The sequence below is a fragment of the Pseudomonas sp. 7P_10.2_Bac1 genome, from assembly GCF_025465935.1.
Taxonomy (GTDB): Bacteria; Pseudomonadota; Gammaproteobacteria; order Pseudomonadales; family Pseudomonadaceae; genus Aquipseudomonas.
The window spans coordinates 204527-221408 of record NZ_JANLNV010000058.1 but is presented as its reverse complement, the minus strand read 5'-3'; the positions used below and the strand labels follow the sequence as shown (position 1 = coordinate 221408).

Sequence of the window (16882 nt, the reverse complement as noted above, 5' to 3'; positions counted from 1 at the left end):
TGTTTTTCAGGCCCTGATTCAGTACGAAAACCACAGAGAGCAGTGCATGAGCGAGCTGGATCGCTACTTAAACGCCGCGACCCGCGATAACACCCGTCGCAGCTATCGGGCGGCCATTGAGCACTTTGAAGTGACCTGGGGCGGTTTTCTGCCCGCGACCAGCGACAGTGTGGCGCGCTACCTGGTGGCTCACGCCGGGCAACTGTCGATCAACACGTTGAAGTTGCGGCTGTCGGCCATTGCCCAGTGGCATAACAGCCAAGGTTTTGCGGACCCGACCAAGTCGCCGGTGGTGCGCAAGGTGTTCAAGGGCATACGCGCGTTGCACCCGGCGCAAGAGAAACAGGCCGTACCGCTGCAATTGCAGCATCTGGAAAAAGTTATCGACTGGCTGGAAGGTGAAGCGCTTGCCGCACAGGCCAAGGGCGATCATCCGGTTTTGTTGCGCGCTAGACGTGATGCAGCGCTGATCCTGCTGGGCTTCTGGCGAGGGTTTCGCAGTGACGAGTTGTGCCGTCTGGAGATAGAGCACGTACAAGCGGTGGCGGGTTCAGGCATCACCCTGTATTTGCCACGCAGCAAAAGTGATCGCGACAACCTGGGCAAAACATTCCAAACCCCGGCGTTGCTGAGGCTATGCCCTGTGCGGGCATACATAGAGTGGCTCAATGCATCGGCGCTGGTGCGTGGCCCAGTGTTCAGAGGCATTGATCGCTGGGGCAACCTGGGCGAGGAGGGGTTGCACGCCAATAGCGTGATCCCGTTGTTGCGCCAGGCATTGGAGCGTGCAGGCATTGCGGCAGAACTTTACACCAGCCACTCGCTTCGTCGCGGTTTTGCAACATGGGCGCATCAAAGTGGTTGGGACTTGAAGTCGCTGATGAATTACGTCGGCTGGAAAGACATCAAGTCAGCCATGCGCTATGTTGAATCCACCCCGTTTGCCGGGATGAGCATGACAGCGGAAAAACGTATTGGAAGCTGATCGACGTCAACTTGAAAGTCGGCCACTCGGTCCATATTTGGTTTTTAACTATTTATAGGGTCGGCTGATAGTCAAAACCAATCGCCAGCATCAGCTTTACCAATGAGCCAGATACGAAATGAGTTGTTAGGATTCACCCCATCAACTTTTCAACCCTGACGGAGAGTCAACGATGCCTATCATCAACAGCCAAGTAAAACCGTTCAAAGCTACTGCATACAAAAACGGCAGCTTCGTGGAAGTGTCGGACGCTGACCTGAAAGGTAAGTGGTCTGTCGTGTTCTTTTACCCAGCCGACTTCACTTTCGTTTGCCCAACCGAGCTGGAAGACCTGGCTGACAACTACGAAGAGTTCAAAAAACTCGGCGTGGAAATCTACAGTGTGTCGACTGACACCCACTTTGCTCACGCTGCCTGGCACAACACTTCGCCAGCCATCGGCAAAATCCAGTACACCATGATCGGCGACCCAACGCTGACCATCTCCCGCAACTTCGACGTACTGATCGAAGAAGCAGGCCTGGCTGACCGCGGTACTTTCGTGATCAACCCAGAAGGTCAGATCAAGATCGTTGAACTGAACGACGGCGGCGTTGGCCGTGACGCTTCCGAGCTGCTGCGCAAAATCAAGGCTGCTCAGTACGTTGCTGCTCACCCAGGCGAAGTTTGCCCAGCTAAATGGAAAGAAGGTGAAACCACCCTCGCTCCTTCGCTGGACCTGGTTGGCAAGATCTAAGTCTGTGAAGACTAGGGCGGTGATCCGCACCTGAGTTGTAAGCAGCATCGCCCTCAAAACGCCCGGGCGACATTCGCTCGGGCGTTTTTTTTGACACAGAATTAATCAGTTAGGAGATCGCCCGTATGTTGGACGCCAATCTAAAAGCACAGTTGAAGTCATACCTGGAGCGGGTCACACAGCCGATCGAGATCGTTGCGTCACTCGACGACGGTGCGAAATCCCGTGAAATGCATGACCTGTTAAAAGAAATTACCAGTCTGTCCAGTCAGATTACCCTGCTGGAAAACGGCTCCGATGCGCGCAAGCCATCCTTCTCGCTCAACCGTCCAGGCGGCGATATCAGCTTGCGTTTCGCCGGTATCCCGATGGGCCATGAATTTACTTCGCTGGTGTTGGCCCTGCTGCAAGTCGGCGGCCACCCATCGAAAGCCAGTGTCGAAGTGATTGAGCAAATCCGCTCCCTTAAAGGTGAGTTCAACTTCGAGACGTATTTCTCGCTGTCATGCCAGAACTGCCCGGATGTGGTGCAGGCGCTGAACCTGATGGCGGTATTGAACCCGAACATTCGCCACGTGGCGATTGACGGTGCGCTGTTCCAGGACGAGGTTACCGAGCGTCAAGTGATGGCGGTGCCAAGTGTTTACCTTAACGGGGTTAACTTTGGACAGGGCCGCATGGGCCTGGAAGAGATCCTCGGTAAGCTCGACACCAGCGCCATTGAGCGTCAGGCCGAGAAGATCAGCGCTAAAGAAGCCTTTGATGTGCTGGTTATCGGTGGCGGTCCCGCCGGTGCAGCAGCCGCTATTTATGCCGCGCGCAAAGGTATCCGCACCGGTGTCGCAGCTGAGCGCTTTGGCGGTCAGGTGCTCGACACCATGGCCATCGAGAACTTTATCTCGGTGCAGGAAACCGAAGGCCCGAAACTGGCCACCGCACTGGAAGAACACGTCAAGCAGTACGACGTCGATATCATGAACCTGCAACGCGCCGACAAGTTATTGCCGGGTAAAGCGGGCGAGCTGCACGAAGTGAAATTCGCCAGTGGTGCTTCGCTCAAGGCCAAGACCGTGATCCTGGCGACCGGTGCCCGCTGGCGCGAAATGAATGTGCCGGGCGAGCAGGAATACCGCAGCCGTGGCGTGGCTTACTGCCCGCACTGTGACGGCCCGCTGTTTAAAGGCAAGCGCGTTGCGGTCATTGGTGGTGGCAACTCGGGTGTTGAAGCAGCGATTGACCTGGCGGGTATCGTGTCTCACGTGACCTTGCTTGAGTTCGACACCAAATTGCGTGCTGACGCCGTGTTGCAGCGCAAGCTCAACAGCTTGCCAAACGTAACGGTAATCACCAGCGCCCAGACCACTGAAGTTACCGGCGACGGACAAAAAGTGAATGGTCTGCGCTACAAAGATCGTGCAACCGACGTGGAGCACAACGTCGAGCTGGAAGGCATTTTTGTGCAGATCGGTTTGCTGCCCAATACCGATTGGCTTAAAGGCACCATCGAGCTGACCCCGCGTGGTGAGATCGTGGTTGATGCGCGCGGTGAAACCTCGATCCCGGGCATCTTTGCTGCCGGTGACGTGACCACCGTGCCTTACAAGCAGATTGTGATTGCGGTCGGCGAGGGTGCTAAAGCCTCTCTGAGTGCTTTCGATCACCTGATCCGTACTTCCGCGCCGGATTGATTGCTTGGCAATAGAGTCGCGTTGCGTTGGCAACGCTTCTCTGGCATCAAAAGCGCAGCCCGCAGGCTGCGCTTTTTTTATGAGCGAAAAATGGATTACACCTTGGCGGCGTTGAGGGGCTTTGAATCCTTCAGCAAACCATTGGCCAGCGCCACGAATGCACTTTTTGCCTTGTCCAGCGCGGCCAGTGGCTGTGGGTCAGCGGCGATCCATAAGGCGGCACTCAATGTCGCGCCATTCAAGAGTCTGGCCGTTGCTTGAACCTCAATGTCCCGGATGACGTTCTCGTTTTTAAGCTTTTGCAAACATTCCATGGTGCCCTGGAGGCAGGCGTTCTGGTTCGACCACAAGGCAGGGTTGCCCAGTACTGCCGGGCCATCGAGCAAGACAATGCGCTGGATTTCCGGCTCTATGGCCATCTCCATGTAGGCAATGTTTTCATTGATAAAGCCTTCCCAGGTGGAATGGGCCTGAGCGGTAATGGCGCGCAGGCGCACAGATGTCTCGCCGTCTATTTGCTGGATGACGGCCTCAAGCAAGCCTTTTTTGTCGCCAAAGTGGTGATAAAGCGCTCCCCGGGTCAGGCCGACATTGGCAGTGAAGTCATCCATTGAAGACTCGGCATAGCCTTTACTCGCAAATGCTTGCCTGCCTGCCGCCAAAAGCCTGTGCCGCGTGTCTTCGATCATCTCTTTGCGTGTTCGTACCATAGAAGCGCAGATCTCCTGAATCCAAATCAACCCATACAACATACGTGGCGTATCTCATGCTACGGGCTTGATCGATTCTGAACAATGTTCAAATTTCAGGTATAAAAAAACCCATGAGTGAACATGGGTTTTTGGCGTCTGACCGTTACAGCGGGGTCGGCTGAATAATCTCGACCCAGTAGGCGTCCGGGTCCTTGATAAAGGCCAGGGATTTCATGCGGCCGTCAGTCAGGCGCTTCTGGAAGTCAACGCCCAAGGATTCAAAGCGCTCGCAGGCGGCGACGATATCAGGCACCGCAATGCAAATATGGCCGAAACCACGCGGGTCAGTATTGCCGTTGTGATAGGCGAAATCGGCATCGTTTTCGGTGCCGTGGTTGTGAGTCAGTTCCAGGATGCCAGGGATCGACTTCATCCACACGGTACGGGCAGCATCGTCAGCTGGAATCGTGGCTTTATCAACCAGCGCCAGGAAGTAGAGGCTGAATTCTGCTTCCGGGAACTCGCGCTTTTCCAGCAGCGAGAAACCCAGGATGCGTGTGTAGAAATCGAGGGACTTTTGGATGTCCTTAACGCGCAGCATGGTGTGGTTGAAAACGAATTGATTGGTAGCGCTATCCGGTTGTGCGGTTACGCCAGGGACGTTGTTCAGATCTTGCAGGCTCATGAACCCTCCGAATGTGATGCATGGGTAAACAGTCGATGGGTGAATGATACGGAATGTGACGAGCTGCGCGAACCCCGTAGGCAATAAAAGATCGATGTCGGCGTGTGTGCAGCGGCGACCCGAGGCGGGGAGATGGCAAATTTCAGGCAAAAAGAAGCCCGCCGAAGCGGGCATGGGGCGCTAATCCTTTAGCAGCCTCTATCCTGTGATGATGCGTGTGAAAAAACTGTGAAAGGTGCCGGGTTAATTTGGCCTTTCATCAGGGGAAATACCGCAAAAAGACATTTGACTGGAATTGAGCGTGAAGGTGGTCATAGTTATGACAATTGATGGTCGATGATTTATAACATTTTCGTTACCGTGGGAGTGCCTATATCGCCAAACTGGCAAAGAGTGTGGGCGCGATACGATACTGATAGTCCGTCATAAAAAAACCCTGACGAGCAGGGTTTTTATAATGCTAAAGCATTAAGTGTGAACCCAGGATTCAACAGTGGCTGCGCCATACTGTTCTTTCCAGGCTTTCAAACCGCGATGATTACCGCCTTTGGTTTCAATCAACTCACCGGTGTGCGGGTTTTTATACACTTTTAACGTACGTGCCTTGCGTTGCTTGGGCGCTGTAGCATGTCGCGCGGCCACAGGGCTTGGATCCAGAATGGCAACTATGTCTCGCAGACCTTTGCCGTAGGACTTCATAAGCGCCTGAAGTTTTTGTTCGAACTCGATTTCTTTTTTCAGCCCTGCATCATTCTTCAAGGTTTCCAGCTGGGCCAGTTGCTCTTGAAGAGCCTTTTCGGCGGCACGGTATTCAGCAAGTCTAGACAAGGTCATTACTCCGGTCATGGCTTCGGCCTTGAGCATGCCGAAGTGAATTAATGAGACGTTCGATACAGTCGGTAGACAGGGCCGTGAGACAACAGTTCAGCCGCAACAGGAAGACTCTTAAACACCTTTCCAAGAGGCTTCAAACAGTTGAGCAAAGTGTAGTTGTAAATTTTCCGTGCGCCAGCGGATATTTGAATTTACGAGGCAAACATCGCACAGGTTTAACTCTGGGCTTGATGTTGTGCCACTACTGAGGTGATGAAGTCGTCAGGGCTTAACGGCCGGCTATAAAGATAACCCTGTAGAAACTCAACGCCTTTAAGCGCGAGATAGTCACTTTGCTCTTGAGTTTCTACACCTTCGGCCACGATCCCAAGATTCAGCTTGGTGCTCAGGTCAATGATGCTGTCCAGAATAGGGCTGGACAATGCATCGGCGCCTATCATGGCCACAAAGCTTTGATCGATCTTCAAGTAATCGACGTTAAACTCTCGCAAATAGCTCAAGCTTGAATGGCCGGTACCAAAGTCATCCAGGGCAATCATCACACCCATTGCCCGTAGTTGCGCGAACAGCTGGTGAGTTACAGCGCTGGGCACTACCAGTTCGCGCTCAGTGAGTTCCAGTACCAGTTTGATACGCTCAGCGGGGAAGCCCTGCAGAAATTCCCGGCAGTCTTCGATCAGTTCAAGGCTGTGACAGTGATGGGCACTGATGTTGAATCCCAAATGGAAGCCTGGCGCCATGCTGTTGGCATGGGGCGCCAGCAAACGGGCTGTCTTGCGCATCAGTGAGCGGGTCATCGGCACAATCAGCCCTGAGTGCTCGGCCAGTGGGATAAACAAGTCCGGGCGTACCAATCCCTCGGTTGGATGTTGCCAGCGCATCAGTACTTCGGCACCGGCCCATTGCTTAGTGTTGCCGCGCACTACCGGTTGCAAGTAAGGAATAAACTCTTCGGCATCCAGTGCGCGTTGCAACTCGCTCGAAGGCGATGATAACGACAGGCGTTTTTGCAGCCAGCCCACTGTTGCGCCCGAAACGCAGCCCAGAAATATAAACAGTGCCAATAACCCCAGGTACCGGGCCTGAACAAATCGCCATAAAGTGCCTTCAGTAAAACCGGCCATTACGCGATAAGGATATTGCATGGAGGGTACTGTCACAGGCGCAACAGGGTAGGGCGCAGGCGGTGTGATGTGCACAACGCCGTAGCGGTCTATCGAGTTATTGCCCACTGCAAACATTAATTGCGTGTAAGGGTTGATAAGGCTCAATACATTGATCAAATGCAACCCATAAAGACTGACAATAGCCCCAGCCTGATCTCGCTCCTGCCGATAAACCAGCAACGGTTGGTCGGGGGTGACCGGGTTGCCAGGCATCAGCCACAAGACTCCCTGATTATAGTTGGCGGCATCGACAGGCTCTTTGAAAGTGCCGAATAGCGACGTGCAATAAATTTCGTTATTCCAGACCAGATTCACCGAGCGCACAAACGGGCGGCGGGTCACCTGTTCGCGTAAAGCCAATTCCACCTGATCGCAAGGCTGACCGGCAAACGGCAATACGGCGTCAGCGGCCAACAGGGCATTGTCCAGCATCAGATTGAACTGACGCACAGCCTCTTCAGCGGTAGCGCGGGCTTCTAACTCAAGTGATCTGCTGGACTGCCAGATGATGATGCCAATCCCCAGAACAACGGGTAGCAGTGTGCTCAATACAACCAGCGCGTAGCGATGGGTCCATTTTCGGGTCTGTTTAAACGTTAATAGCATTCAAGATCCCGAGAAAGGCTATGTGGCGCTGCAGGGTAAAGTCACTACACAAGGCTAGCATTGGTTGAGAGCTATTTCACATGACGTAGGACAAACATGATTACGCCATGTAGAATCGGCTTACGCATACAAGAATAATGGCTTCTATCTTCAGGAGTCAGCACCGCGTAAGAGATTGAAAAATGAAGATATTTGGGTTTCAACTGATCTACGGAGATTTCCTGGCGCGCAGTGTACGCGGAATCTCCTGTGCGCCACCTGTGTGCCTCAGCATTCTTGGCAAATAACCAACCGTTAATTGTAAAAATGACTCTGATGAGGCGCCAAAATGGCCGATCTATATGAAAACCCAATGGGCCTGATGGGCTTTGAATTCATCGAATTCGCCGCCCCGGTACCCAATACGCTCGAACCTATCTTTGAAATCATGGGCTTCACCAAGGTGGCCACCCATCGATCCAAGGACGTGCACCTGTATCGCCAGGGCCAGATCAATCTGATCCTCAATAATGAGCCACACAGCATTGCTTCCTACTTCGCAGCCGAGCATGGGCCTTCCGTGTGCGGCATGGCGTTTCGCGTGGCTAATGCGCAAAAAGCCTACAACCGTGCGCTGGAACTCGGCGCACAGCCAATCGAAATCAAGACCGGCCCCATGGAGCTGAACCTGCCAGCCATCAAAGGCATTGGCGGCGCGCCCTTGTACCTGATTGACCGCTTTGGCGAAGGCAGCTCGATTTATGACATCGACTTCGTGTTTCTAGAAGGCGTTGAGCGTAACCCGATAGGCGCTGGGCTTAAGATCATCGACCACCTGACCCACAACGTGTATCGCGGTCGTATGGCTTATTGGGCCAACTTCTACGAGAAGCTGTTCAATTTCCGCGAAATTCGCTATTTCGATATTAAAGGCGAGTACACCGGGCTGACCTCCAAAGCCATGACCGCACCGGATGGCAAGATCCGCATCCCATTGAACGAGGAGTCGTCCAAGGGCTCGGGCCAGATCGAAGAATTCCTGATGGCATTCAACGGTGAAGGCATCCAGCACGTGGCGTTCTTGACTGACGACCTGATCAAGACTTGGGACGCCCTCAAGAAAATCGGCATGCGCTTCATGACCGCGCCGCCCGACACTTACTACGAAATGCTGGAAGGTCGCTTGCCCAACCACGGTGAGTCGGTTGAGGCGCTGCAGTCGCGCGGCATTCTGCTGGACGGTTCTTCGATTGAGGGAGATAAGCGTCTGCTGCTGCAAATCTTCTCTGAAAACCTCATGGGCCCGGTGTTCTTCGAATTCATTCAGCGCAAGGGCGATGACGGCTTCGGCGAAGGTAACTTCAAGGCCTTGTTTGAATCGATCGAGCGTGACCAGATCCGTCGTGGCGTACTTGAAGCCAGCTAAGTAAGACCGTGGCCGCGGGGTTTAAAACAATCCCGCGGCTATGTTGATCGAAAACCCCAGCACCGCCGTATTGAACAAAAAGCCCAGCAGAGAATGCCCTAGCACGGCTTTGCGCATTTTGCGGGTGGCAACAGCCACGTCCGACGTTTGCACCGCGACGCTCAGGGTGAACGAGAAATACATGAAATCCCAGTAATCGGGGTTCAACTCACCTTCGGGGAAGCGCAACGCTGGCTCCGTTCCCTCATTGTTATAAAACAGCCGCGCATAGTGCAGGCCGAAAATAACCCCGACCATCAGCCATGAACCGATCACGGTCAGCCCAGTGAAGGCGTAGTGCATCAGTTGTTGTGAATGGCTGAGCTTATTGTTGCCGGCGAGTTCCAGAGTAATGGCCGCCAGACTTGCAACCGCAGCGATGCTGACGGTAAGCAGCACCATACTGGCATTTTCGTCTTCTATTTCAGCCGTGCGTTTGACGTCGCCCACTTTGGAGCGAAGCATCAGCCACAGCGTCAAGACCAGATACAGCCAGACACCGGCGTTCCAGCCCAGGAGAAATTTGGTGGTCAACGACGCTGCGGGGCTAAGGATGCCAACCGCCAGCCCCAACAGGGTGCCGGCGGTCAAGCGAGGGTGAGTCCGTGCAAGATGCGGCATCGTCAATACAATCCATGTGACTGGGCGTTGCCGAACCTTAGCACGTGAAACACGACTTAACGCTTACGGGGTTTACTGCGCGTCACTTTCATCACCACCACAAAGAACACCGGCACAAACACTACCGCCAGTGTGGCGACGATCATGCCGCCGATCACTCCCGTACCAATGGCTTGCTGGCTACCCGAACTGGCGCCTGTTGCAATTGCCAGTGGTACAACGCCCAGGATAAAGGCCAGCGAGGTCATGACAATGGGGCGTAATCGCAGGCGGGCCGCCTTGACGGTCGCCTCCACCAGATCATGGCCTTCGTCGTACAGGGATTTGGCGAACTCGATGATCAAAATGGCGTTCTTGGCAGACAAACCAATGATGGTGATCAAGCCCACCTTGAAGAACACGTCATTGGGCATACCGCGCAAGGTCACGGCCAGCACCGCACCGAGGACGCCCAGCGGCACGACTAGCAAGACTGCGGTGGGTATCGACCAGCTTTCGTACAGCGCGGCCAGGCACAAGAACACCACCAGCAACGACAGACCCAGCAACAACGGAGCCTGGGAGCCAGAAAGCTTTTCCTGGAGCGACAAGCCCGTCCATTCAAGGCCGATACCGGCAGGTAGCTGATCAACCAGGCGTTGCATCTCCTGCATGGCTTCACCGGTCGTGTGCCCCGGGGCTGCCTCGCCCGAAATACTCACGGCCTGATAACCGTTGTAGCGGGACATCTGCGACGGGCCTTGAATCCAGCGCGCCTCGACAAATGCCGACAGTGGCACCATTTTCCCCAGGTTGTTGCGCACATTGATCTTCAGCAGGTCTTCAACCTGGCTGCGTTGGTCGCCCTCGGCCTGGACCACGACCCGTTGCATGCGCCCCTGGTTCGGGAAGTCGTTGACGTAGGCCGAGCCCACAGCGGTCGATAGCACATTGCCGATATCTGCAAACGAGACGCCCAAGGCATTAGCCCGCTTACGATCGACTTCAAGCTGCACTTGCGGGCTTTCTGCCAGCGAGTCTTCGCGCACGTTGGCCAGTACTGGGCTTTTTTCGGCCAGTGCCATCAGCTCGGTACGCGCTTGCATCAGCACGTCATAACCTGCGCTGCCGCGGTCTTGCAGGCGCAATTCAAAACCGCTGGAAGTGCCCAGGCCGCTCACCGCAGGCGGCAGGATGGAAAACGCCACGGCGTCCTTGAGATCGCCAAACGCAGCGTTGGCTCGATCTGCGATGGCCGATGCGGAGTCCTTGATGCCACGGGTGGACCAATCCTTGAACGTGGTAAACGCCAATGCGGCGTTTTGCCCGCTACCGGAGAAGCTGAAGCCCAGAATCATGGTGACATTACTGACGCCAGGTTCTTGCGCGTAGTGATCCTCGATCTGTTTGGCCACAGTGATCGTTCGGTTCTGGCTGGCGCCGGGCGGTAACTGAATGTCCGTGATGATAAAGCCCTGGTCTTCAACGGGCAGGAAAGAGGAGGGCAGGCGGGCGAAACACACTACCATCACCACCACCAATGCACCGTAGAGCAGCAGATAACGCCCGCTGCGCTTGATCAGGTGCACCACCCAATGCTCGTAGCCTTCGGACAGGCGATCAAATGTGCGGTTGAACCAGCCAAAAAAACCGCCTTTGGCGTGGTGCTCACCCTTGGCAATGGGTTTAAGCAGCGTCGCGCACAAAGCTGGGGTCAGTGACAATGCCAGGAACGCCGAGAACAGAATCGAGGTCGCCATGGCCACCGAGAACTGCTGGTAGATGACGCCAACTGAGCCCGGCATGAACGCCATTGGGATAAACACCGCGACTAACACCAGGGTGATACCGATAATCGCTCCGCTGATTTGCGTCATGGCCTTGTGGGTCGCCTCGCGGGGCGGCAGGCCTTCGCTGACCATGATCCGTTCGACGTTCTCGACCACTACAATTGCGTCGTCCACCAGAATACCGATGGCCAATACCATGCCGAACATGGTCAGTACGTTGATCGAGAAGCCCAGAACCAACATGGTGGCGAAGGTGCCCATCAGCGCCACCGGCACCACCAGCGTCGGGATCAGGGTGTAGCGGATGTTCTGCAAAAACAGAAACATCACGGCAAACACCAGCACCATGGCTTCGATCAGGGTATACACCACTTTGGTGATCGAGACTTTGACGAACGGCGTGGTGTCATAAGGGATCTTGTACTCCACCCCCTCGGGGAAGTAGCGGCTCAGCTCATCCATTTTCGCGCGGATCAGGTTGCCGGTACTCAAGGCGTTTGCCTCGGGTGCCAGCTTTACGCTGAAGGCGCTGGATGAGTTGCCGTTCAGGCGCGTGCCGTACTGGTATTCCTGGCTGCCGATCTCGACCCGCGCCACGTCTCTGACCCTCACGGTGGAACCATCAGGGTTGGCGCGCAGAACAATATCGCCGAACTCTTGCGGGCTCGACAACTGGCCTTTGACCAGCACCGTGGCGGTGATTTCCTGGGTGGAGCGCCCCGGCAAGTCGCCGATGCTACCGGCCGACACTTGTGCGTTCTGACTGGCAATGGCTTCGTTGACGTCCGCAGGCGTGAGGTTGAAACCGATCAGCTTTTGCGTGTCGATCCATATCCGCATGGCGCGTTCAGAGCCGTATTGCTGGGCTTTGCCGACCCCTTCAACACGCTTGATCTCGTTCATGACGTTACGTGCCAGATAGTCACTGAGGGCGACCTCATCCAGCCCGCTGCTCGGGTCGGCAGTCAATGTCACCAGCATCAGGAAGCCCGAGGATATCTTCTCAACCTGCAGACCTTGCTGAATGACCGCCTGTGGCAGACGGGGCTCAACCGCCTTGAGGCGGTTTTGCACGTTGACCTGGGCCATTTCCGGGTCGGTGCCCGGCTTGAAGGTTGCGGTAATGCTGGCACTGCCAAGGCTGCTCTGGGACTCGAAATACAACAGGCCGTCGGTGCCGTTGAGCTCCTGCTCAATCAGGCTGACCACGCTTTCGTCCAAGGTATGCGCCGAGGCCCCCGGGTACACCGCATACACTTCAACCTGCGGCGGAGCCACCACCGGGTATTTGGCCACAGGCAATTGCGGAAGCGCCAAGGCACCGGCCAGCACAATAAATAACGCTACGACCCAGGCGAAGATCGGGCGGTCGATAAAAAACTGCGGCATGCTCACCGATCCGTGGAGTGTGTGGGGGGAGGTGTTGGGTCATCAATTTGCACCTGTGCGCCGGGGCGTGCGTGTTGCAGACCTTCGATCACAATGCGGTCGCCTGGCTTGAGGCCTTCGTTGACGATCCAGCGGTCATTGATCACGCCACCCAGTTGCACCGGCTGCTGCTTGATCCGGCTGTCGGCATCGACCAGCAGCACCTGCGCCACGCCTGCGCTGTCACGCAAAATGGCCCGCTGAGGGACGCTGATCCCTTGCTTGTTGACCGCTTGTTCCAGGCGCACACGGACAAAGCTGCCCGGCAACAGGTCGCGCTCCGGGTTGGCAAACTCACTGCGCAGAATGATTTGTCCGGTGCTCGGATCAACGCTCACATCGGTAAACAACAGCTTGCCGGGCACCGGGTAAAGGCTGCCGTTGTCGCGGATCAAGGTGACGCGCGCCTGGTTTTTGCCGACTTGCTGCAACTCTCCGGCGCGGAATGAATCGCGCAGGTTATCGAGGTCGCGTGTCGACTGCATCAGGTCGACCTGAATCGGGTCCAACTGCTGGATGCGGGCCAGTGGCGTGACCTCGCCCTGGCCCACCAGTGCCCCTTCAGTCACCAGCGCTCGACCAATACGCCCGGAGATCGGTGCGGTAACGGTGGCATAGCCCAGGTTCAGTTTCGCGCGTTGTACTGCTGCCTTGTTGGCCGCGACTTCAGCCTGTGCCTGAAGCGATTGCGCTCGGGCATTGTCGTAGTCCTGACGGCTCACGGCATTGCTGTCGACCAAGGCGCTGTAGCGCTGGTCCTGGAGTTTTGCCTGGAGCGCAAGTGCCTCGGATTTGCGCAGTGCTGCCTGAGCGCTGTCCAGTTCGGCTTGTAATGGCGCCGGATCGATAATGAACAGCACATCACCTTGTTTGACTTCGCTGCCTTCCTCGAAGGCGCGTTTGAGAACCACCCCGGCGACCCGGGCGCTGACCTGGGCGACACGTGGCGCCACCACGCGACCGCTGAGCTCGTTATTGATTGACAGAGTCTGTGGGACGATGACTTCAGTGCTGACCTTGACCAGTGGTGTCTTTTCTTCAAGGGGCTGGGGTTTACCGCAGGCAACAAGGGCTAAAGCCAGTGCCGAGAGACATAGCGGGACGAAGAGCTTTTTCAACGTTCGTGCCTTCTTATATATGCAGGGTAAGTCTGTAAAAGACCTTGGCATGCTAAGCGCAGCACGCAAAAGGCGTTGTGAAGCTGTGTAGGAGGTGTGTGAAAAAGTGTGAAGGTTCTGCTCCTATCCTTGTAAGGTTGTATATCCTTCGGGTTTTCCCCGGTTGTAAGCATTTATTATGCCCACTATCTTGCTGGTCGAAGACGACGCTGCACTTTCCGAACTGATCGCCAGTTATCTGGAGCGCAATGGCTACCAGGTCAACGTGATTGCACGGGGTGATCAAGTCCGTGATCGTGCCAGAAGCAACCCCCCGGACCTGGTAATTCTCGACCTTATGTTACCGGGCCTTGATGGCTTGCAGGTCTGTCGCTTGCTGCGAGCCGACTCGGAATGCTTGCCGATCCTGATGTTGACTGCGCGCGACGATAGTCATGATCAGGTCTTGGGGCTAGAGATGGGGGCCGACGATTATGTGACAAAACCTTGCGATCCCCGCGTTTTGTTGGCGCGTGTACGCACCTTATTGCGGCGTAGCAGCCTGATAGAGCCGCAGGTTGCCAATGATCGAATCCTGATGGGTAACCTGTGCATCGACTTGTCGGAACGTACTGTGACATGGCGCGGCGACATCATCGAACTGTCCAGCGGCGAATACAACCTGTTAGTGGTGTTGGCCCGGCATGCGGGTGAAGTGCTGAGTCGCGACCAGATTCTGCAGCGTCTGCGCGGTATCGAATTCAATGGCACCGATCGCTCGGTGGACGTGGCCATTTCCAAGTTGCGGCGCAAGTTTGATGACGACGCCGGTGAAGCCCGCAAGATCAAAACCGTGTGGGGCAAGGGTTACCTGTTCAGCCGCTCGGAATGGGAATGCTGATCTGTGTTCAAAATTCTCATCCGCCTGTATCTGGTGACGATAGTGACCTTTGCCGGGGCCATTTACCTGATCCCGGAAATGATCGTGACGGTCTTTCACGACCGCTTCATGAAGTACAACGTCGATATGTCCCGTGGCATGCAGGCCTTGCTGGTCAAACAGTTTGATCATGTGCCGACAGCGCAGTGGCCCGCGCTCGCCAGTGACCTTGATACACAATTTGCGCCGCTGCGGATCAACCTGCTGCCCATTACCGATCCGCAGTTCAGTACGGCTGAACAGCATCAGCTGCACCAGGGGCAGGGCGTACTGCGGATCGGCGAATGGGGCTGGCGTACACGAGTGGTATCGCCACTGAATCGAGAGCAGGCAATCGAGTTAGTGATGCCGCCTGATCCCTTTGACTTGAACGTGTTGTACTGGAGTATCAACGTGCTGATCGGGGCGGCCTTGCTGGCGGGTCTGCTGTTATGGCTGCGCCCGCACTGGCGTGACCTTGAGCGACTCAAAAGCACGGCGGCGCGCATTGGCCAGGGCCAGTTGAGCGAACGTACGCAGATCTCCCCGCGCTCCAACATCTACAGCCTGGCCAGCGCGTTTGACACTATGGCCCAGGACATCGAGAACCTGCTCAACCAGCAGCGTGATTTGCTCAATGCGGTCTCCCATGAACTGCGTACACCGTTGACCCGCCTGGATTTCGGTCTGGCCCTGGCGTTGTGTGATGACCTGCCGCCGGCCAGTCGTGAGCGCTTGCAGGTACTGGTCGGGCATATCCGCGAGCTGGATGGGTTGGTACTTGAATTGTTGTCGTTCAGCCGTCTGCAAAACCCGGCGTTGGTGCCTGAGCGGATCGAGGTATCGCTGGCCGAGTTTATCGACAGCATCCTGGGCAGTTTTGACGAAGAACTCGAAACCCCGGAAATCGTCCTGGACGTGTTATTGCAAGGCGCCGAGGAGCGTTTCGCCCTCGATCCACGCCTGACCGCCCGCGCGCTGCAAAACCTTTTGCGCAATGCCATGCGTTACTGTGATCGACGGATTCAGGTCGGCGTCAGCCTCACCGCCAAGGGGTGTGAAATGTGGGTGGATGACGACGGGATTGGCATTCCCGAGCAAGAACGCGAGCGTGTTTTTGAGCCGTTCTATCGTCTGGACCGCAGTCGTGACCGTGCTACCGGGGGCTTTGGTCTGGGATTGGCGATCAGTCGGCGCGCCCTGGAAGCCCAGGGCGGTACCTTGAATGTTGAGCAGTCGCCTTTGGGCGGGGCGCGCTTCAAGCTGTGGTTGCCTGCCTGAAGCGGCGTGGAGCGGGCGAACCCGCGCCCGTCATACAGAGCGGCGTTGGCGCACCAGATGCTTGAACCCTTCGAAGATCAGCACCATTACCGCCAGCCATATCGGTATATAGGTCAGCCATTGGCCAGAACTGATACTTTCGCCCAACAGCAGGGCGACAATAACCAGCAGCACCGGCTCCACATAGCTGAGCAAGCCAAACAGGCTGAACGGCAGCATCCGGCTGGCGACGATATAACTGATCAGGGCCAGCGCACTCAGGCCCCCCAGAATTGGGATCAGGGTGTACAGCGCGTGGCGCTCGCTGGCTACGTCAAAGCCGTGCTCGCCGCTTTGAACGAACCACCACGCCACCGGGATCAATAACAGCATGTCGAACCACAGACCGCCGAGGTTGTCGGTGGCCAGGCGCTTGCGCAACACGAAATACACCGGATAACCGATGGCAACCAGCAGTGTGGTCCATGAGAAACCACCCACGCGGTAGACCTCGTTGGCAACCCCGATAGTGGCCAGCGCGGCAGCTATTTTTTGCAGGTGTGACAGGTGCTCGCCGAACACGATACGTGCCGTCAGGAGCATGGTCAGCGGCAGGAGGAAATAACCCAGTGAAACATCCAGGCTATGGCCGTTGAGCGGAGCCCACAAAAACAGCCACAACTGCACCCCGACCAGCGCACTGGAGGCCGCCAGAACGCCCCAGAGTCGAGGTTGTTTACGTAACCGCGAGGCAATCACTACAGCGTGCCGCCAGTCCCCCGAGATACACATGAACAGCGTCATGCAGGGCAGTGTCAGCAGCATTCGCCAGCCGAAGATTTCCGCCCCGGTCAGGGGCCAAAGCATGGACGTGTAGTAATACATGACACCGAACAGGCTCGATGCCAGAACCGATAAAGCAATACCTTTAGACACAACAGCCTCGTTGAAA

The 16882-nt window shown here is 56.0% G+C and carries 14 protein-coding genes; 6 read left to right on the top strand and 8 right to left on the bottom strand.

Annotation, left to right across the window (positions count from 1 at the left end):
• Window positions 1-46: 46 nt before the first annotated feature.
• The 3 genes from NTD86_RS10705 (at window position 47) to ahpF (ending at window position 3409) form a co-directional block, all read left to right on the top strand.
• A complete protein-coding gene (locus NTD86_RS10705; protein ID WP_262202178.1) occupies window positions 47-985 on the top strand; it encodes a site-specific integrase in 939 nt (312 codons plus the stop codon).
• A gap of 172 nt (window positions 986-1157) precedes the next feature.
• A complete protein-coding gene (gene ahpC / locus NTD86_RS10700; RefSeq protein ID WP_055104338.1) occupies window positions 1158-1721 on the top strand; it encodes an alkyl hydroperoxide reductase subunit C in 564 nt (187 codons plus the stop codon).
• Window positions 1722-1846: 125 nt separating this feature from the next.
• Window positions 1847-3409: an alkyl hydroperoxide reductase subunit F gene (gene ahpF / locus NTD86_RS10695; RefSeq protein ID WP_262202177.1), complete on the top strand. Its 1563-nt coding sequence runs from the start codon at window positions 1847-1849 to the stop codon at window positions 3407-3409.
• Between the two features lie 95 nt (window positions 3410-3504).
• On the opposite strand, the gene NTD86_RS10690 is transcribed toward ahpF, so the two are convergent.
• From NTD86_RS10690 to NTD86_RS10675, 4 genes are all read right to left on the bottom strand, one after another.
• Window positions 3505-4119, bottom strand: a complete 615-nt coding sequence (locus tag NTD86_RS10690) for a TetR/AcrR family transcriptional regulator (RefSeq protein WP_262202175.1) — start codon at window positions 4117-4119, stop codon at window positions 3505-3507.
• A gap of 145 nt (window positions 4120-4264) precedes the next feature.
• Window positions 4265-4786, bottom strand: coding sequence for a lactoylglutathione lyase (gloA, locus tag NTD86_RS10685; protein ID WP_262202174.1), 522 nt, complete (start codon window positions 4784-4786; stop codon window positions 4265-4267).
• A gap of 468 nt (window positions 4787-5254) precedes the next feature.
• Window positions 5255-5614: a histone-like nucleoid-structuring protein, MvaT/MvaU family gene (locus tag NTD86_RS10680; RefSeq protein ID WP_262202286.1), complete on the bottom strand. Its 360-nt coding sequence runs from the start codon at window positions 5612-5614 to the stop codon at window positions 5255-5257.
• A gap of 221 nt (window positions 5615-5835) precedes the next feature.
• A complete protein-coding gene (locus NTD86_RS10675) occupies window positions 5836-7392 on the bottom strand; it encodes an EAL domain-containing protein (protein ID WP_262202173.1) in 1557 nt (518 codons plus the stop codon).
• A 328-nt stretch (window positions 7393-7720) separates the two neighbouring features.
• Between NTD86_RS10675 and hppD the strand changes: the two genes are divergently transcribed.
• Window positions 7721-8797, top strand: a complete 1077-nt coding sequence (gene hppD, locus NTD86_RS10670; RefSeq protein WP_262202172.1) for a 4-hydroxyphenylpyruvate dioxygenase — start codon at window positions 7721-7723, stop codon at window positions 8795-8797.
• A gap of 21 nt (window positions 8798-8818) precedes the next feature.
• On the opposite strand, the gene NTD86_RS10665 is transcribed toward hppD, so the two are convergent.
• From NTD86_RS10665 to NTD86_RS10655, 3 genes are read right to left on the bottom strand one after another with little or no spacing between them, the layout of a single operon-like run.
• On the bottom strand, window positions 8819-9457 hold the full coding sequence (locus NTD86_RS10665; protein ID WP_262202171.1) for a DUF1345 domain-containing protein: 639 nt from the start codon (window positions 9455-9457) through the stop codon (window positions 8819-8821).
• 56 nt (window positions 9458-9513) lie between these two features.
• Window positions 9514-12615 (bottom strand): efflux RND transporter permease subunit, encoded by a 3102-nt coding sequence (locus tag NTD86_RS10660; protein ID WP_262202170.1) that lies wholly within the window; start codon window positions 12613-12615, stop codon window positions 9514-9516.
• A 2-nt stretch (window positions 12616-12617) separates the two neighbouring features.
• On the bottom strand, window positions 12618-13823 hold the full coding sequence (locus tag NTD86_RS10655) for an efflux RND transporter periplasmic adaptor subunit (protein WP_262202169.1): 1206 nt from the start codon (window positions 13821-13823) through the stop codon (window positions 12618-12620).
• 127 nt (window positions 13824-13950) lie between these two features.
• Between NTD86_RS10655 and NTD86_RS10650 the strand changes: the two genes are divergently transcribed.
• Together NTD86_RS10650 and NTD86_RS10645 are read left to right on the top strand one after the other, a co-directional pair.
• Entirely contained in the window at window positions 13951-14652 is a 702-nt protein-coding gene (locus tag NTD86_RS10650; protein WP_262202168.1) for a response regulator transcription factor, read from the top strand.
• Between the two features lie 3 nt (window positions 14653-14655).
• On the top strand, window positions 14656-15951 hold the full coding sequence (locus NTD86_RS10645) for an ATP-binding protein (RefSeq protein WP_262202167.1): 1296 nt from the start codon (window positions 14656-14658) through the stop codon (window positions 15949-15951).
• A 30-nt stretch (window positions 15952-15981) separates the two neighbouring features.
• On the opposite strand, the gene rarD is transcribed toward NTD86_RS10645, so the two are convergent.
• Window positions 15982-16866 (bottom strand): EamA family transporter RarD, encoded by an 885-nt coding sequence (gene rarD / locus NTD86_RS10640; protein ID WP_262202165.1) that lies wholly within the window; start codon window positions 16864-16866, stop codon window positions 15982-15984.
• Window positions 16867-16882 lie beyond the last annotated feature (16 nt).

Bases quoted from the DNA above. Each gene is read 5' to 3' on its own strand.
- NTD86_RS10705 (WP_262202178.1), top strand. From the start codon at position 47: ATGAGCGAGCTGGATCGCTACTTAAACGCCGCGACCCGCGATAACACC.
- ahpC (WP_055104338.1), top strand. From the start codon at position 1,158: ATGCCTATCATCAACAGCCAAGTAAAACCGTTCAAAGCTACTGCATAC.
- ahpF (WP_262202177.1), top strand. From the start codon at position 1,847: ATGTTGGACGCCAATCTAAAAGCACAGTTGAAGTCATACCTGGAGCGG.
- NTD86_RS10690 (WP_262202175.1), bottom strand. From the start codon at position 4,119: ATGGTACGAACACGCAAAGAGATGATCGAAGACACGCGGCACAGGCTT.
- gloA (WP_262202174.1), bottom strand. From the start codon at position 4,786: ATGAGCCTGCAAGATCTGAACAACGTCCCTGGCGTAACCGCACAACCG.
- NTD86_RS10675 (WP_262202173.1), bottom strand. From the start codon at position 7,392: ATGCTATTAACGTTTAAACAGACCCGAAAATGGACCCATCGCTACGCG.
- hppD (WP_262202172.1), top strand. From the start codon at position 7,721: ATGGCCGATCTATATGAAAACCCAATGGGCCTGATGGGCTTTGAATTC.
- NTD86_RS10665 (WP_262202171.1), bottom strand. From the start codon at position 9,457: ATGCCGCATCTTGCACGGACTCACCCTCGCTTGACCGCCGGCACCCTG.
- NTD86_RS10660 (WP_262202170.1), bottom strand. From the start codon at position 12,615: ATGCCGCAGTTTTTTATCGACCGCCCGATCTTCGCCTGGGTCGTAGCG.
- NTD86_RS10655 (WP_262202169.1), bottom strand. From the start codon at position 13,823: ATGCCAAGGTCTTTTACAGACTTACCCTGCATATATAAGAAGGCACGA.
- NTD86_RS10650 (WP_262202168.1), top strand. From the start codon at position 13,951: ATGCCCACTATCTTGCTGGTCGAAGACGACGCTGCACTTTCCGAACTG.